Annotated in this window: 9 protein-coding genes; 3 read left to right on the plus strand and 6 right to left on the minus strand. The window is 42.7% G+C overall.

The window, feature by feature from the left end:
* Positions 1 to 402: 402 nt before the first annotated feature.
* Positions 403 to 1,482 (plus strand): spore photoproduct lyase family protein, encoded by a 1,080-nt coding sequence (locus DP116_RS18615; RefSeq protein WP_169156588.1) that lies wholly within the window; start codon positions 403 to 405, stop codon positions 1,480 to 1,482.
* Positions 1,483 to 1,516: 34 nt separating this feature from the next.
* Here the strand turns inward: DP116_RS18615 and DP116_RS18620 are convergent, their stop codons facing one another.
* The 6 genes from DP116_RS18620 to DP116_RS18645 all read right to left on the minus strand — a co-directional run bounded on the left by DP116_RS18620 (position 1,517) and on the right by DP116_RS18645 (position 10,493).
* On the minus strand, positions 1,517 to 2,359 hold the full coding sequence (locus DP116_RS18620; RefSeq protein ID WP_169156589.1) for an aminotransferase class IV: 843 nt from the start codon (positions 2,357 to 2,359) through the stop codon (positions 1,517 to 1,519).
* A gap of 259 nt (positions 2,360 to 2,618) precedes the next feature.
* The gene (locus tag DP116_RS18625; RefSeq protein ID WP_169156590.1) at positions 2,619 to 3,398 is read right to left on the minus strand and encodes an FAD/NAD(P)-binding protein; all 780 of its coding nucleotides are present in this window, start codon (positions 3,396 to 3,398) and stop codon (positions 2,619 to 2,621) included.
* Positions 3,399 to 3,596: 198 nt separating this feature from the next.
* A complete protein-coding gene (purB, locus tag DP116_RS18630) occupies positions 3,597 to 4,892 on the minus strand; it encodes an adenylosuccinate lyase (RefSeq protein ID WP_169156591.1) in 1,296 nt (431 codons plus the stop codon).
* A gap of 871 nt (positions 4,893 to 5,763) precedes the next feature.
* Entirely contained in the window at positions 5,764 to 6,726 is a 963-nt protein-coding gene (locus DP116_RS18635; protein ID WP_169156594.1) for a YihY/virulence factor BrkB family protein, read from the minus strand.
* Positions 6,727 to 7,086: 360 nt separating this feature from the next.
* Positions 7,087 to 7,791 carry an acyltransferase gene (locus DP116_RS18640; protein ID WP_169156592.1) on the minus strand — a complete coding sequence of 235 codons (705 nt, stop codon included), beginning with the start codon at positions 7,789 to 7,791 and terminating at the stop codon, positions 7,087 to 7,089.
* Positions 7,788 to 10,493, minus strand: a complete 2,706-nt coding sequence (locus tag DP116_RS18645; protein WP_169156593.1) for an MHYT domain-containing protein — start codon at positions 10,491 to 10,493, stop codon at positions 7,788 to 7,790. Before DP116_RS18645 ends, DP116_RS18640 begins: the two co-directional genes overlap by 4 nt.
* A gap of 483 nt (positions 10,494 to 10,976) precedes the next feature.
* Here DP116_RS18645 and DP116_RS18650 point away from each other — a divergent pair, with 483 nt between their 5' ends.
* Together DP116_RS18650 and DP116_RS18655 are read left to right on the plus strand one after the other, a co-directional pair.
* The gene (locus DP116_RS18650; protein WP_211173373.1) at positions 10,977 to 12,443 is read left to right on the plus strand and encodes a serine/threonine-protein kinase; all 1,467 of its coding nucleotides are present in this window, start codon (positions 10,977 to 10,979) and stop codon (positions 12,441 to 12,443) included.
* A gap of 916 nt (positions 12,444 to 13,359) precedes the next feature.
* Complete coding sequence (locus DP116_RS18655) at positions 13,360 to 15,375, plus strand: FAD-dependent oxidoreductase (protein ID WP_169156596.1); 2,016 nt, start codon at positions 13,360 to 13,362, stop codon at positions 15,373 to 15,375.
* Positions 15,376 to 15,435 lie beyond the last annotated feature (60 nt).

Genomic DNA, 15,435 nt, shown 5'->3' on the forward strand with positions numbered 1-15,435 from the left:
AGCTCCTTCTTTTCGTGTCCTCAATAACGTTTTCAGCCTTAACTGAACCGTATTGGGTTATAATTGTGTTAAAAACGTCATCCCAAGTTGGTTGAAGCTGAAACAATTCAGACTCAGCAATAGGTGAATAGTAAATAAACACTATGTTATAAAATAGAATCAATAGAAGAGCTATTCTTCACGGTGCCATCACCTTGGCAGGAACATTAGTTAGAGTCAGCAACAATTGCAACAGAAAATTACTACCTCTACTTGGGCAGAAACTACTCCATACAGTGGGTACGGAGTTATTTTTCAAGATTCTACAATAGAATTATACGACGTAAAGAATTAATGCACTTCACCTGCTCTTGATAACGCTCAAGCCTTACATTTATTAAGAAGAATTAGCAAGATAAATAAATGATTGCAGACCAAGTTCTGACACCAAATACACCTTTGCGACAATCAAAATTATGGATGCCGGAGCGGGTGTTGTTTACACCAGCTGCCCTATCTGAACCGTGGGGAAAGCAGATATTAGCACGCGTGGAGTCTCTCAACTTACCTGTTGAAGAGTTAGCGCGAAATCGCTTGACAGGTTTGCGTGGAGAATCTGAACGCGACACTTATGATATTGCCAAACGCACTCTCGCAGTTGTGACGGCTCCACCCAGTTCCATGAAACTTAGCCCTATCCCTCCATCGGCTGACTGGCAGTTTCATCTTGCCGAAGGCTGTCCAGCACACTGTCAATATTGCTACCTAGCAGGGAGCTTGCAAGGCCCACCAGTCATTCGCGTGTTTGCCAATTTACCGCAAATCTTGGAGAACTTGGCAGCTTACGAGCAACCAGGGAAGTCAACAAGTTTTGAGGTAAGTTGTTACACAGACCCTTTAGGTATCGAGCATTTGACAGGAAGCCTTGCCCAATGTATCCGCTACTTTGGTACTCGTGATGACGCGCATCTACGATGGGTGTCGAAGTTTGATGCTGTGGATGACTTACTCAATTTGCCACACAATGGTCATACACGCTGCCGAATAAGTGTTAACGCTGCGCCTGTTTCTGGTCGCTTTGAAGGTGGTACAGCGTCTGTATCATCACGGCTGATGGCGTTACGGCGGTTAGCGCTTCCACAAGAACAAGGTGGTGGCGGGTATCCGGTAGGTTTGGTTATTGCGCCTATTATGCATATAGATGATTGGCAGATACATTACGGTCGTCTGTTTGACCAGATTAGCGAAGCGCTAGATTTTGATTGTGATTTGACTTTTGAACTCATATCGCACCGCTTTACACCTGGATCAAAAGAGGTATTGCAAACGTGGTATCCTCATTCCAAACTAGACATGGACGAAGACAAACGTAGTGTTAAGCGAAATAAGTTTGGCGGTACGAAGTATGTCTATGATACTGACACGATGAAGGCTATGAAGCGCTTTTTTGAGAGTGAGATTGGACGGCGCTTTCCCAATGCGAAGATTTTGTACTGGACTTAGTTTGTAGTCAGCGCTGTCAACGCTTTAGCGTTGACTACAAACCTCTAGTATAATCTTGAAACAAATGCATGAGAAGTTGAGTATTTTCTCCTGGTTTTCCATGAGATATCTGTAGGTCGTCAATTTGAACTACAGGCATAATCTCTTTATTTGAAGATGTGATAAAAGCTTCATCACAATCCTTCAATTCGCTGTAAGAAATAGGTCGCTCAACTACCTTTAATTTCTTTATTGCAAGTTCCAAGACAACTTTTCTTGTGATACCATGAAGAACATTTTCTTGTGATGTAATCAATTGAGAGTCTCGAAAAATAAAGAAATTTGTCGTCGTTCCTTCCAAGACATGACTCTGCTGATTAACATATAGTGCATCAATAGCATTGGCACGTTTTGCTTGTTGTAGTGCCATAATTGCAGAAATATAATTCAGAGTTTTTGCTTGAGGAATAAATCGCTCCATTTGCACAGTGATAACTTTAACTCCTTGTTCATAATATTGGGCTGAGTATTGGGTAACAGGAGTGACAATAACCACTAAGCTAGGTTGTTCAGGAGGAGTAATAAAGTCAGCTGAAGAACCACCAGTTACGACAATGCGAATGTTAGATTCTGGGAGATTATTATGTCTAAGTGTTTCTTGAGTAATTGCTTCTAGCTCTTCAGTTGAGCACGGCAAACTTAGACCGATTAATTCTGCTGATTTTTGCAGCCTTTGAACGTGTTCTTGTAGTTTAAATGGTATTCCGTTGTAAGTGCGTAGATAATCAAAGACTCCATATCCTCGGACAATTCCTAAATCATTCAGTGGTAGGGAAGCTTGGTCTGATGAGATATATTTTCCATTAACGTAATAGATGAGATTTTTGGCAAAAGTCATAACGATATTTGAAATTTCAAACCACAGATGCACACAGATTAACACAGATGATTCTCTCGTTCCTATGCTCTGCATGGGAATGCATCAAAGGAGGCTCTGGCTCCCAATGATTATATTGAAGTAGAGTCTCAAGTTATGCATTCCTTGCCTGAGGGAAGGAACGAGAAAACTGTATTAAGCTAATGTACTTTTAATTTGCATAATCAGGGTGGACAAGATGCCCACTCCACAAGGGTTTTACTTTTAGACAAGATGCAACTTAAATGTCCAACAGCTTAAAACCCTCAGTTTCTAGTTGCTCTAGAAACTCTTGAGCTAAGGCATTCGCCTGTACTCGAATCATAGGTACTCCCATAGTCTCCCAAAGGTCGCCAATACGAGGTGGACCAAGCGTGTAGAGCCATTTGGAAGGTGCGTCTTTGTGATCTAAAAGTGCTCCATTCTCAGCCGTTTTGATGCCAAATCCCAACGTGTGGGGGCAAAGGAGTCGTTGTTGCCATAGATTGTCTACCAGAGGATGTTGCAATTTCTCATAGTTGGAAGTTGGTCCAGTACAGTTGAGCACCCGACTCACTCGTAACACAACACTGTCTTTGGTATGCCGTTTGTGGATTGTCACATCGACACCATCAGTCACTTCATGATAGGACGCAATACGACCAGCATGTACGACTAGTTTGCTGGAGTTCCGTAATTCATCCACTACATCTGCTATCTCTGGCGCAATTCGATGACGATGGATATCCCAATAGGAACGAAGGTGACGTAAAAATCGACGCTGTTCATCAACAGACAGCGTTTGCCATAAATGTTGAGTGACTGGACGCAGTGAGTCTATGACTGTCCGCCAGTCCTGATTTTGAGCTGCTAGTGCTTGAACTTCCTCACGGATTTTGCGAACTAAAGCACGAGTTTGAGGCGCTGTTTGTGGATGGAAGCGATCATGAGTCACATCTGGTTTATGACGGTGGGGAAGTAACCCATGACGGGAAACGACATGAATTGTCCCTTGATGTCCATGCTGCTTTAGGGCAACCACAGAAATTATCAACTTTCCTACCAGGAAATCTTAGTTAAGGCTCAACGTACCACCCAAATCTTGTATATACTCGGTTTGATACTGATGAGTGGATTTTTAGTTTCAGTTTTGAGGTTAGTTGAAATCTAACACTAAGCCAGTGTTTTGTTACATCAGAAGTAGGTGCGTTAGCAAAGCGTAACGCACCCCGTACTAAGACTAAATTCCCAGTCTTTGGTAAACTTGCTCTAAATGTCTTAAATGCTGCTGTGGATCAAAACACGTCTCAATTTCTGCTGGCGACAACTTTTGGGTGACGCGAGAGTCTTTGACAATCAAGTCGTGGAAATTGCCGTCTGCTTTGTTCCAAACGGTGTGAGCATTTTGTTGCACAATTGCGTAAGCTTCTTCACGGCTCATTCCTTTGTCTACGAGTGCTAATAGTACTTTCTGGCTAAAGACGACGCCACCGTAACAGTACAAATTCCGCTCCATGTTTTCGGGATAAACCAGCAGGTTTTTCACCAGTTCAGTTATTTCCTTCAACATGAAGTGAGTCAAAATACAACTGTCTGGAAAAATCACTCGTTCTACAGAACTATGAGAAATGTCTCTCTCATGCCATAGTGCAATATTTTCCAAAGCAGCACCAGCATGAGAGCGAACTAATCTCGCCATTCCTGTGAGTCTTTCTGAACGAATGGGGTTGCGTTTGTGGGGCATTGCTGAGGAGCCTTTTTGCCCTTTGGAAAAGAATTCTTCGACTTCTAGAACGTCTGTTCTTTGAAGGTTGCGAATTTCGACGGCGAAGCGTTCTATGGATGCGGCTAGTAAGGCTAATTGTTGGACAAAGTCGGCGTGGCGATCGCGCGAAATCACCTGTGTTGATGCTGCATCGGGTTTGAGTCCAAGTTTTTGGCAGGCGATCGCCTCCACGCGAGGTTCAATATTCGCATAAGTTCCCACCGCACCAGACATCTTACCCACAGCAATTGTTTCACGCAAAATTTTCAAACGTTCTTGGTGTCGCAACACTTCTGCTAACCACCCAGCCAGCTTAAAACCAAAAGTGATAGGTTCAGCGTGAATACCGTGGGAACGTCCAATCATCACCGTCGTGCGATGTTCTTTTGCCTTTTGACGAATCACTTCAATCAAATCTTCTAGGCGTTGCATCAACACATCCAGACTCGCAACAAGTTGCAGTGCTAAAGCCGTATCCAGCACATCAGAACTGGTTAAACCCAAGTGGATGTAACGCCCCACATCACCTACATATTCATTGACATTTGTCAAGAAAGCAACGACATCGTGGCGGACTTCAGCTTCAATTTCCAATACTCGCTTTGGATCAAAATTCGCCTTTGCCTTAATTTCTTCAACTGCTTCAGTTGGAATATAACCCAACTCAGCCTGCGCTTCACAAACAGCAATTTCTACTTGCAGCCAAGTTTTTAGTTTATATGCTTCTGTCCAGAGATTGCCCATCTCGGGCAAGGTATAACGCTCAATCACAGTCCGCCACAGGGTACAACCGTCATATTGTACAAAGAACGCGGGAACTCATAAAGAGTATGTATCAGACTTTTATCAAAAGTTTGCTCTTACTCTTAACAAACACAGGGAACACTTCGACAAGCTCAGTGCATCGCAGTGAAAACTGGTAACTGATAACTGACGACTGATAACTGATAACTGATAACTGGTAACTGATAGGGGATGGTGTTTCTTTCATATGTTCCTAGCTGTTTCTTGCGCTAGTTAAAGGCTCATAAGATTGACTTGTTTGATGTGTACACTGTCACATATATAAAATATATATCTTTAGGCAGTAGTACTATTGTTTACCCTGGTAAAAATACAAGCTGGTATTTGTAGAGTAATCTCTGTGTAGAGTATAACTCCAACAATTCAGGGTTTTCTTATTTATAAGTATAAAAATTATCTTTTTAAATTCTATTCCTTCTGGATGTGGGTATATAGCTAACTATCAGGCAAAATAAAATTGCTATGCTTCTCCAGCATTTCTCTTCTCAATTACGACTAAACCCTCTAGAGAAAACTAGAGGTTTTTTTTGAAGTTTTTTTCTGATTTATTGGAACGATTTCATTTATAAGTAGAATAAAGACTTTGCTCCACATTCACATTGATAAGTAGGTAAACATTGAAAAACGTAAAACAGTAAGAGCTAAAAGCCATACATAAAGTTCTTTTTACTTTCAAATTCCGACTTCCAAATTCCTTCTTCCAATTAACTTGAAGAATTTGTGAACCAAGGTTATTCAACTCTTGGCTCAACTCACTGAGCGAGGTAGTTACTTCCCTGACTGACTACGACTAGCGGGTTAAATGCAGTATCTGTCACAAACATTTTTGGAATTGCTATTAGTTAGAGTCATCACCAGAGTGTTTTCTCTTTTGTGTTCGTTCATTCCTATTGTTTGGTTTCATCCCTTGATTAAGACGAGCATTTTCAGTCAGAGGAACGGCATGTTTATCAGGAACAATGCGGGAACCATACTTTCTCGCATAAACCTGAGTAAATTCAGCACCAAAAAAGAGAATCTGGGCAGCATAATTAACCCAAGCCAGGATAATTACCACAGAGCCAGCAGCACCGTAGGCTGATCCAAAACTGCCATTACCCAAATACTGTCCCAAAAGATACCTGCCAATAGAAAACAAAAATGCGGTGAGGGCAGCTCCGGTCAAAACATCACTCCAAGTAATTTTAACATCTGGCAGGACTTTGAAAATAAGTCCGAATAGCAATGTAGTGATGGCAAAACCAACAATGAAGTTGACAAACTGCCAAATAAAATCGACACCAGGTACGATATTTTTAAAGTAACCAACTAGCGCTGCTAAAACCCCACTAATCACAAGTGACACGAGCAATAAAAAACCAATGGCTAGCACCATCGCAAACGAGGTAACGCGTTGGCGAACCATGTTTTTCATAACGCGTCCGGGTTTTGGCTGCACTTCCCAAATCGTATTTAGGGCATCTTGCAACTCGGTAAATAAACCAGTCGCACCAAACAGCAGGACTATTACACTGATGATGGAAGCGATAGTTCCCGCTTTCGGCTGGCTGGCATTTTGAATGGCTGTCTGGATAACTTGTGCGCTAGGTTTGCCGACTAAACCTTGAAGTTGCCCTACAATTGCGCCCTGTGCCGCTGCTTCTCCAAAGACCGCACCGGCGATCGCAATTACAATAATCAGTAATGGGGCAATAGAAAAGATTGTGTAATAAGATAGTGCTGCGGCTAAACGCGACGCTTTATCCTTACTCCATTGTTGGAATGTTTCTTGAAACAGCTCTACAACTGCCTTTAAATTCATCAAAATATCTCCTTTTGCGGTAATGTGCTTACCAGCACAAGCGAGCGGTACTAAAAATATTATAAGTATTGCATCTTTCTCAAGAGTTGATGTAAAGTTCTTTATGCTTACCCACAATTCTCGCTTCACCCCACCCCAATTTTGTCTAACGCCAAAACCTCCCCTTATGAAGGGGAGCCAGTGCGTTGCGGTGAGTCCAGCGCTGCGGGAGGGTTTCCCGACAGCCAGGCGACTGGCGAACCCGGAGGGGGGTTCCCCCCGTTGTAGCACCTGGCGTGAGGGGATTAAGGTGTGGGGTCAAATCAACGTAAGATAAAGGTTTGAACGTTAAGTTGACACCAATGGCTCTCCTGTTTGAGCTTAGGCTGCTTCCTGTACCGTCCCATAGCTACTTTCTTCTAAACGACTTTTGATGACTCGTGCTGGTGCACCCACCGCAATAGAATAGGGGGGAATATCTTTGCTCACAACTGAGCCTGCACCAATAATGCTTCCTTTACCAATGGTGACTCCATCTAAGACTGTCACGTTATGCCCCAGCCAACAGTCATCGGAAATTACAATTCCTTTGCGAGTCACCCCTTGATCTCCAATTCGTTGAGTGGGATCGGCAAAAATATGATTGTTAGCAAATATTCCTGAGTGAGGTGCAATTAAACAAGCCTTACCAATTTTAATGTCTCCAGGACCTGCAATACAGACGTAAGGACCTATGTATGTATCCTCATCAATTGTGATACGTGTATTGTGGAGTGAGCGAATATCAACTCCACGTTGGAGTTTCACCCGATTTGCCAAAGACACTCTATTTTTTGGATCTCCCGATGCATTGATCTGAACATCTTTTGCTAAACGTACTTGATCGCCAATTTCTATACAAGAACTGCCCAGAAGTTCAACACAATGCTGGATGTTAACTGATTTACCTAACCGAGCGAAAAGACTCCGATATACCAAATTTCTTAACAGTCCTCCTAAGGCAATATTAGGAATTCCTCCTAATAAAGTCGTTAGTAGACGTTCTTGCACATATGTTCGATTAATTTTAGATTCAATGAGTATCATGCGCTTAACCCTGTTTTGAAGACACTGACTGAATCTTGTAATTCTAGCGCTACTTCTTGTGTTTGCTGCAGAGAATGAGACACTATACCAGAGGAATCGGCACTACGTTCACAAGCTTCAGCAACCTCTTTTACGGACGACACAACTGTTTGAGAGATTTTTGTCTGAGAAACTGTTTCTGTAAAGATTAACTCTATCAAAGAATTAATCTGGCGAGACACCTCTATAATTTCATTTAGGTCAAGCTTGGCATTTTCAACAACTTTTACTCCGCCCACCATCTGAGTTGTTCCTTGTTCTATGGCTTTGACAACTTCCCTGGTTTCAGATTGGATGTTCTCGAAAATTTGTGAAATTTCTGTGCTCACTTCAGCAGACTTCGCAACCAATTGAGCAATTTCTTCCGCTACTGTGATAAACATTCGATTTGCATGACTCATCCACGCAGCCTCAACACCAGCATTGATGGCTAACAAATTGGCTTGCATATCATTTTGCTTCATCAAGGATACAAGGGAGGAAATTTTTTGAGAATTTTCGCTCACACACTTGACTCTGTTGGCTGTTTCCACAACGATTTGTTGTAAATTCCAAATAGTGTCGAGCGTAAAATCCATTGCTTTTGCAGTCGTCTGTGCTTTATTATAAGTCTCGTCAATAACTTCTGTTGCTTGGCGAGCACTCTCTGCGACTGTTTGGATCGACACAGTCATGTTATCTATTTGTTCAAGAGTGTGGCTAATCTCGTCAACCTGTGTGAGTGCTTGATCTGTTAATTGTTGGATAGCACTAGAGTTTTGCCCGATAGAAACATTCACTTGGTCAGCAGCTGTTTTGGCTTGAGTTACAATCTGCTGGAAACTGTCGATAATAGTATTTAAAAACTCAGCAACTACACCAATTTCACCAACTGAAATTTTAGCTCGAACGGTTAAATCACCATGAGTTGCTTGTTTGACATCAGTCATAAGTTCTAAAAGCTGCCTTTGGAGAACTTCTTTAGTGTGCCGAAATCCTTCTTCCGCCTGCTTGCGTAAAGTAATGTCAGATAGCACGCCAATAAAATTTGTGACTCGTCCAAATGCGTCTCGCACTGGAGAAACTGTTAATTCACACCAAAATGGGGTACTATCTTTGCGGTAACTCTTGAGAGTAACCTGGCATTCACTCGAATCACGCATAGCGTCGCGTATTTGTTCAACAATCGTTTGATCTGTGTCGGTTCCCAGTAAAAAGCGGTAGTTGCACCCAAGCACATCTTCTTGTGAATAACCTGTGATTGTTTCAAAAGCAGGATTGCAAAAAATGATCGGATTGTCGCTTTGGTGCGAATCGGTAATAAAGATGGCGTTACTAGCTGCTGCAATTGCCCGATCACGAAGTCGCAGCACTTTTTGCGCCTGTTGAAGTTCATCAAAAAGACTGGCTTGTTCTAGGGCGATTCCGACTTGAATTGCTAATTGTCCAAATAAATCAACTTCAGAATTTTGCCATTTTCGAGGTTCGGAGCATTGATGGGCACATAATAACCCTGTGAGCTGATAATTCTTTAAAATAGGTGCAACTAAATTTGCCTTGATTTGAAAATTTTCTAGAATCTTTTTATGACAATCTGTATAACCCGCTTTATAAATGTTGTTAGTGGCTCGAACTTTACCACTTTTGTACAATTCAATGTAATCTTGCCGAAAAGGATCATTGACTTTTTGTCCTAAAGTTTTCACCAAACCTTCTGCGACTGACTCAGCGATGATAGTACCACTCCAGTCAGAATTGAAGCGATAAATCACAACACGATCTGTTGTTAATGCTTGACGAATTTCATTGACGGTTGTATTTAGAACATCATCTATATGAAGCGATCGCCGAATACCTAGGGTAATTTCTATAAATTGCTGGGAACGTATGGTTTCAACTTCTTGCTGTTCCAAAAGCTTCGCTGAGGCTGCCAAACGCTGATCAACAAACGAAGTCAGCAACGCAAAACCCAAGATAACAACAGTGGCGACACCAATACCAATAGCCAGCCAGGTGAGGGAGTTAGTTATTGCTTGGGAATTCGTGAATGCTTGTAGATTTGTAGCTTGAAAATTAGCCGCAGCCATCCCTGTATAGTGCATCCCAGCAATTGCCCCTCCCATGACGAGTGCACTGCCAAGCTTTGTCCACCCCACAGTTGTACTCGTCTGCATGCGTAATTGAAATGCAATCCATAGTGCTATAATCGACGCACCAATGGCGATCACCACAGAAAGCACAAACAGCGGTGGGTTATACTCGGTGCTTGCTTCCATTCGCATCGCGTACATTCCAATGTAGTGCATCGACGCAATACCAATACCCATAAGCGTACCGCCAATAAGCAATTGCCAGATGCTCAACACTCGGCGACTGGCAAGAAAAAGTGCGCCAAGCGAGGCGATGATGGCAGGCACTATTGACACCACCACAGTCCACATATCGTAATACATCGGTATCGGCAAACTGAAGGCAAGCATGGCGACAAAGTGCATCGACCAGATACCGATTCCCATCACAATCCCGCCGCCAATTAGCCAAGCCATTCTCGCCGATGTCTTGGCTGCCGTGACTCGCCCAGCTAAATCAAGAGCAGTGTATGATGCAAGAACTGCAATGACAATTGAAAGCGTTACAAGCCGTGAGTCATGGCTACTACTGATAACTAAATCTTCCTGAAGCATCAGCTTAACCTCAAGCTATATGATTTCCGTTCTTTTACTTTTTCGTGGTTTGATGCACATGTTTATTGAGCTTTCAATCCCGCTAAAAGCATCACTATTTTGGCACTTTTTTTAGATAAATTTTGCTAATTCATAAAGACGCATTATAATTGAGTGAAATAACTCTCAAAACAAATAATTTAGATAGGGATATATAGATTTTTATTGTTTTCCTTTTTTCTTCCTACTTTTCCTACTTTATTTTTCTTTATCAAAATTTTAAAAATACTTATTCCCAATTTAAAATTTGAATTTTAGATGAAATTTAACAGTTTATCAAAATAGGAATTTCTTGTGATATTCTGCAAGTGGCAACTTTATGTGAAAAGTAAATTATCTTCAGTAATAACTTGACAAAAGTCATAGATTGTACATTATAAAAAACTCGATTTGTAGAAATTACGATTCTGTCTTGTCAATCATTTAGAAAACACAAAAATTAATATGAATCAAGAAAAAAGAACGATACCACCATTACTCAGCGAGCGTTATCATATCATCAGCGTACTCGGGTCAGGTGGGTTTTGCGACACATTCTTAGCAGAAGACACCCAAATGCCCTCGGCACGCCGTTGTGTGATTAAACAACTCAAACCAGTGAACGACAATCCTCTGATTGAGGAAGTGGTGCAAAAGCGATTTCGACGGGAAGCTACCATTTTAGAGGATCTAGGAGCAGCTAGTCATCAAATTCCCACTCTGTACGCTTACTTTCAAAAGTTTGGACAATTCTATTTAGTACAGGAATGGATCGACGGACAAACCCTCTTTCAGAAAGTCCAAGAAAATGGATGTTTAAGCGAAAGTGAGGTTGTCTCGATTTTGATCAGCTTGTTGGATGTGCTGGAATATGTCCATGACAAAGGTCTCATTCATCGCGATATAAAACCGGATAACATTATTATGCGCTCATCAGATCGCAAACCAGTGTTGATTGATTTTGGTGCCGTGCGAGAAACGATGGGGACAGTGATGAATCCTGAAGGAACTGTCAGCAGTTCAATTATTGTTGGTACACCAGGGTTTATGCCTAATGAACAAGCAGCAGGGCGTCCAGTTTTTGCCAGTGATCTATATAGTTTAGGACTAACAGCGATTTATTTGCTCACAGGACAATTGCCGCAACAGATGACAACAGACTTATACACTGGAGAGAGTATCTGGCAGCGGGATGGAGTTAGTCCAAGTTTAGCAGCAGTCTTAGATAAGGCAATTCGGAATAATGTTAGGGAACGCTACCCCAGCGCCAGAGCAATGATATATGCTCTACAAAGTATTGCAAGTTCTCTTCCATCATATGTGGCTAAGCGTACTCAACCACCTGCCCAGACTGTTCCTACAACTCTAAGATCTGCGGCTCAAAACAGAAGACACAACAGTATATTTCTTGGCAGCATTTTTATGATAGGTACATTATTCGGTACATCCATAATTCTTGCTCTATTGTTAACAAATTTTCGTCAACCAACAGTGTATAATAAAGAACTCTCATCTGGGTTAGTCACAAAACCACAAGGGTTAGATGCCCCTTCTACATTATCTCCTTCTGTATCTGCCAGTTCTCAAATAGTACAAACTAATAAACAACAAAATATAAACAGTGGTGCTTTGCCCAGTTCATTTCATTTCATCGCAGACTCTAGCTTCCCACATTTACAAAATGCTGTTAAGCAAACGAAAACTTTGCAGGCGGCAGGTTATTCTCAAACTGGTGTGTTTTGGATACCAGATTATCCAAATCTGGTTGACAAGCATTTATTTGTTGTTTATGTAACTACTTTTAGCGATCGCTCTAGTTGTTTGAACTTCCTCAGGGATTATGGAAAAGTGAATCCAAACGCATATTGCGCTTTTGCAAGTAAAGATCCAAAAGCACCAACAGCTCGACTATCTTTTAGAGAAATTGAGTAGTTGTTATGAAGCCCATTGCCTTGGTGCATGATGCCTGAGTCAGGAGCGTGATATCATCTGCTGATGATTACCTATTTGCGCATAAGTACTGCACAACTCATCGCAATGATGGGTATGCCTATCCTTCTAATATCAAGTCCACTAACTTACATCTTGCACCAGGTCAAAAATAGTCAAATTTGTTACATTTTGTTTCACTCCGTTCTCGTTCGCCTAGGACTGTAAGTCCCGCCGCTTACAGGCAAAGTCCATTAAAATGGACTAGAAATTATCTATAAGTATATTTAAACACTATTGACTCGTCATGATGCAAGAACTCAGCTGAATGACTTCTCGTTGCTGCGTTACCCTCCGGGTATGCCTGCGGCACGCCCTCCGGTCTAACGCCAGTTGCCTACGGAGGAGCCAGTGCGGTCTTGGGGTCTCCCCAAGTAGAGCATCTGGCGTTGGAGAGCCGTCATTCGCACTGGTCTCACCTCACCCCAACCCTGTGCGAACCTACGAAGAGGGTAGCGCAAGCGGTTGAGGTTCTTGGTTTTTTATAAGTGTTCATCTGGACATGATATTACAGGAATGCGCGACATCGCAATAAAAAAAAGCCCGCGAAAAGCGGGCACAACAACACAACACAAATGGTCTACCTCAGAGGGTGGTGAAGCGCCTACTCTGTGATAAATTTATTCTTTTGCATTGTTCAAGTAAAATTTTGGTGTTCATTATTCCAGTTTCCCTTTTTTGTTTGTGTGGCGGAAGTGATTGAAACCGCTTCTGATATTTCATATGGGTGACTCTTGATTTTTATGCACTTAAGGCAAATGCATTTGTTTGATTCTTCTTGTCGCAGAAAAAAGTCGCCAGGAAATTTGGGAAAAATGCTCTAAAAGGTGATTTAGGAGTTGAACGGATCTTGTTAAGAATGAAGCGATCGCTATCTATACTTACTCTTTTCTCTTTTCTCGTACCATACGCTGTCGTTGCTGCACCACCTAGAACACCAGACAAAACAGTCAACTGTGACATTCTGGTTGTGGGTGGAGGACTTTCTGGTGTCGCCACAGCTTATGAGGCAATACTGGCAGGGCAAACAGTGTGCTTGACTGAAATTACTGATTGGCTGGGAGGACAAATCTCTTCGCAAGGAACTGCTGCACTTGATGAACGACCAACCCAACGTCGCAAACTCTTTTACTCTCGTGGTTACTTAGAACTGCGAAAGCGTATTGAGAACAAATACCGTGGTAATATTAACCCTGGTAACTGCTGGGTCAGTGACTCGTGTTTTCTTCCGCGCGATGGTCATGAAATTTTGACTTCGATGCTCAAAGATGCCGAAAAAAAAGGCAAAGGAAAGTTGCAATGGTTCCCAAACACGGTCATTAAGGAGTTGGAATATAGTAGCGATGGGAAGCTTATTAGTAGTGCGATCGCCATTCAACATCAACCAGTCCAAGGCGCACCACCCCTCAACACTTTTCCTTTATCTCAAACCATCGAAGACGCTTATACCTACCAAAACTCGTCTCGGTTTGCCAAAACTATTGTTCGCCTCGTCCCCAAGCAAACCAAAAGTAAAGCTGGCAGTAATGCCCCTAACTGGTATGTTGTAGACACTTCAGAAACAGGGGAAATTATCGCCCTTGCAGATGTTCCCTATCGACTGGGCATTGATGCTCGTTCTTACTTAGAACCTTCTTCTTCCAGTACTCAAAACGATTCCTATTGTACTCAGGGCTTTACTTACACCTTTGCAATGGAGGCGACTGATAACCCGCAAACACAAACAATGCCCGCATTTTATCCACAATATGCTCCATATTATAGCTATGAATTGAAGCGGCTAGCAAGCTTTCCCTTGGTTTTCACCTACCGTCGTATTTGGAGTCCCACGAAAGGACAACCAATGGAATTTGGTGGTGTCAAGTTTACAGGTCCCACTCCAGGGGACATCTCAATGCAAAACTGGACTTGGGGCAATGATTACCGTCCGGGAACTTCTGCCGATAACCTCATTTACAATCGTCAACAGTTACAATCTGCTGGGCAATTGCAACCAGGAGGCTGGATGGGTGGGCTGCGCAAAGAAGCCTTACGCAAAGCTGAGGAAATCTCGTTGGGATACTATTATTGGTTAACCGCCGGGAATACAGATTCTCAATTGGGCAATGGTGTGAAGCAGCCACAACCAAATAACCGCTTTTTATCAGGGTTAGATTCCCCAATGGGGACAGCGCATGGCTTGTCGAAACATCCATATATGCGGGAAGGACGACGTATTATTGGACGCCCAAGCTGGGGACAACCCGAAGGCTTTTCGATTTGGGAAATTGATATCTCTCGTCGCAACTACGATGATGAGTACTACCGCAAAACACTACCGCCAGATACGTATCGCCGCCTCAAAGCTGCATTAGGAGGTTTAGAAGCAGCATCAGTCCTTTCAGGGCAGGTCAGTCCAGACAAGGTAGCGCGGCGGACTCGTTCCACTATTTTCCCTGATGCTGTGGGTATCGGTCACTATGCCATAGATTTCCATCCTTGCATGACCAAAAGCCCTCCAGAAACGCCTGGAAATACAGATCGTGCAGGCGAAAGACGTGGTGCTGGGCAAGCTTATCCTTTCCAAATTGCACTCAGGGCGATGATTCCCCAAAAAATCGACAATTTACTCGTAGGTGGTAAAAGCATCGGAACCAGTCACATCGCCGCTGCAGCATACAGGGTTCACTCTTTTGAATGGTCTGCGGGTGCAGCGGCGGGAACGACAGCAGCTTTTGCTCTGAAAAATGGCGTTGCACCTTACCAACTTGTGGAAAAATTGCCTTTACCAGAACCGCGATTACAACTCCTCAAACAGTTGTTGGAGAGAAATGGGAACCCCACTGCCTTCCCCGACACCTCGATTTTCAACCAAAATTGGGACGATTGGAAATAATTAGTCATTAGTCAAAAACTAAGGGTGTAAGGGTGTAAGGGTGTAGGGGTGTAGGGGTGT

It is taken from the genome of Brasilonema bromeliae SPC951 (assembly GCF_012912135.1).
GTDB lineage: Bacteria > Cyanobacteriota > Cyanobacteriia > Cyanobacteriales > Nostocaceae > Brasilonema > Brasilonema bromeliae.

Excerpts from the sequence above, each read along its gene's own strand:
- DP116_RS18640 (WP_169156592.1), bottom strand. The coding sequence starts at position 7,791 with ATGATACTCATTGAATCTAAAATTAATCGAACATATGTGCAAGAACGT.
- DP116_RS18650 (WP_211173373.1), top strand. The coding sequence starts at position 10,977 with ATGAATCAAGAAAAAAGAACGATACCACCATTACTCAGCGAGCGTTAT.
- DP116_RS18620 (WP_169156589.1), bottom strand. The coding sequence starts at position 2,359 with ATGACTTTTGCCAAAAATCTCATCTATTACGTTAATGGAAAATATATC.
- DP116_RS18635 (WP_169156594.1), bottom strand. The coding sequence starts at position 6,726 with ATGAATTTAAAGGCAGTTGTAGAGCTGTTTCAAGAAACATTCCAACAA.
- DP116_RS18615 (WP_169156588.1), top strand. The coding sequence starts at position 403 with ATGATTGCAGACCAAGTTCTGACACCAAATACACCTTTGCGACAATCA.
- DP116_RS18655 (WP_169156596.1), top strand. The coding sequence starts at position 13,360 with ATGAAGCGATCGCTATCTATACTTACTCTTTTCTCTTTTCTCGTACCA.
- DP116_RS18645 (WP_169156593.1), bottom strand. The coding sequence starts at position 10,493 with ATGCTTCAGGAAGATTTAGTTATCAGTAGTAGCCATGACTCACGGCTT.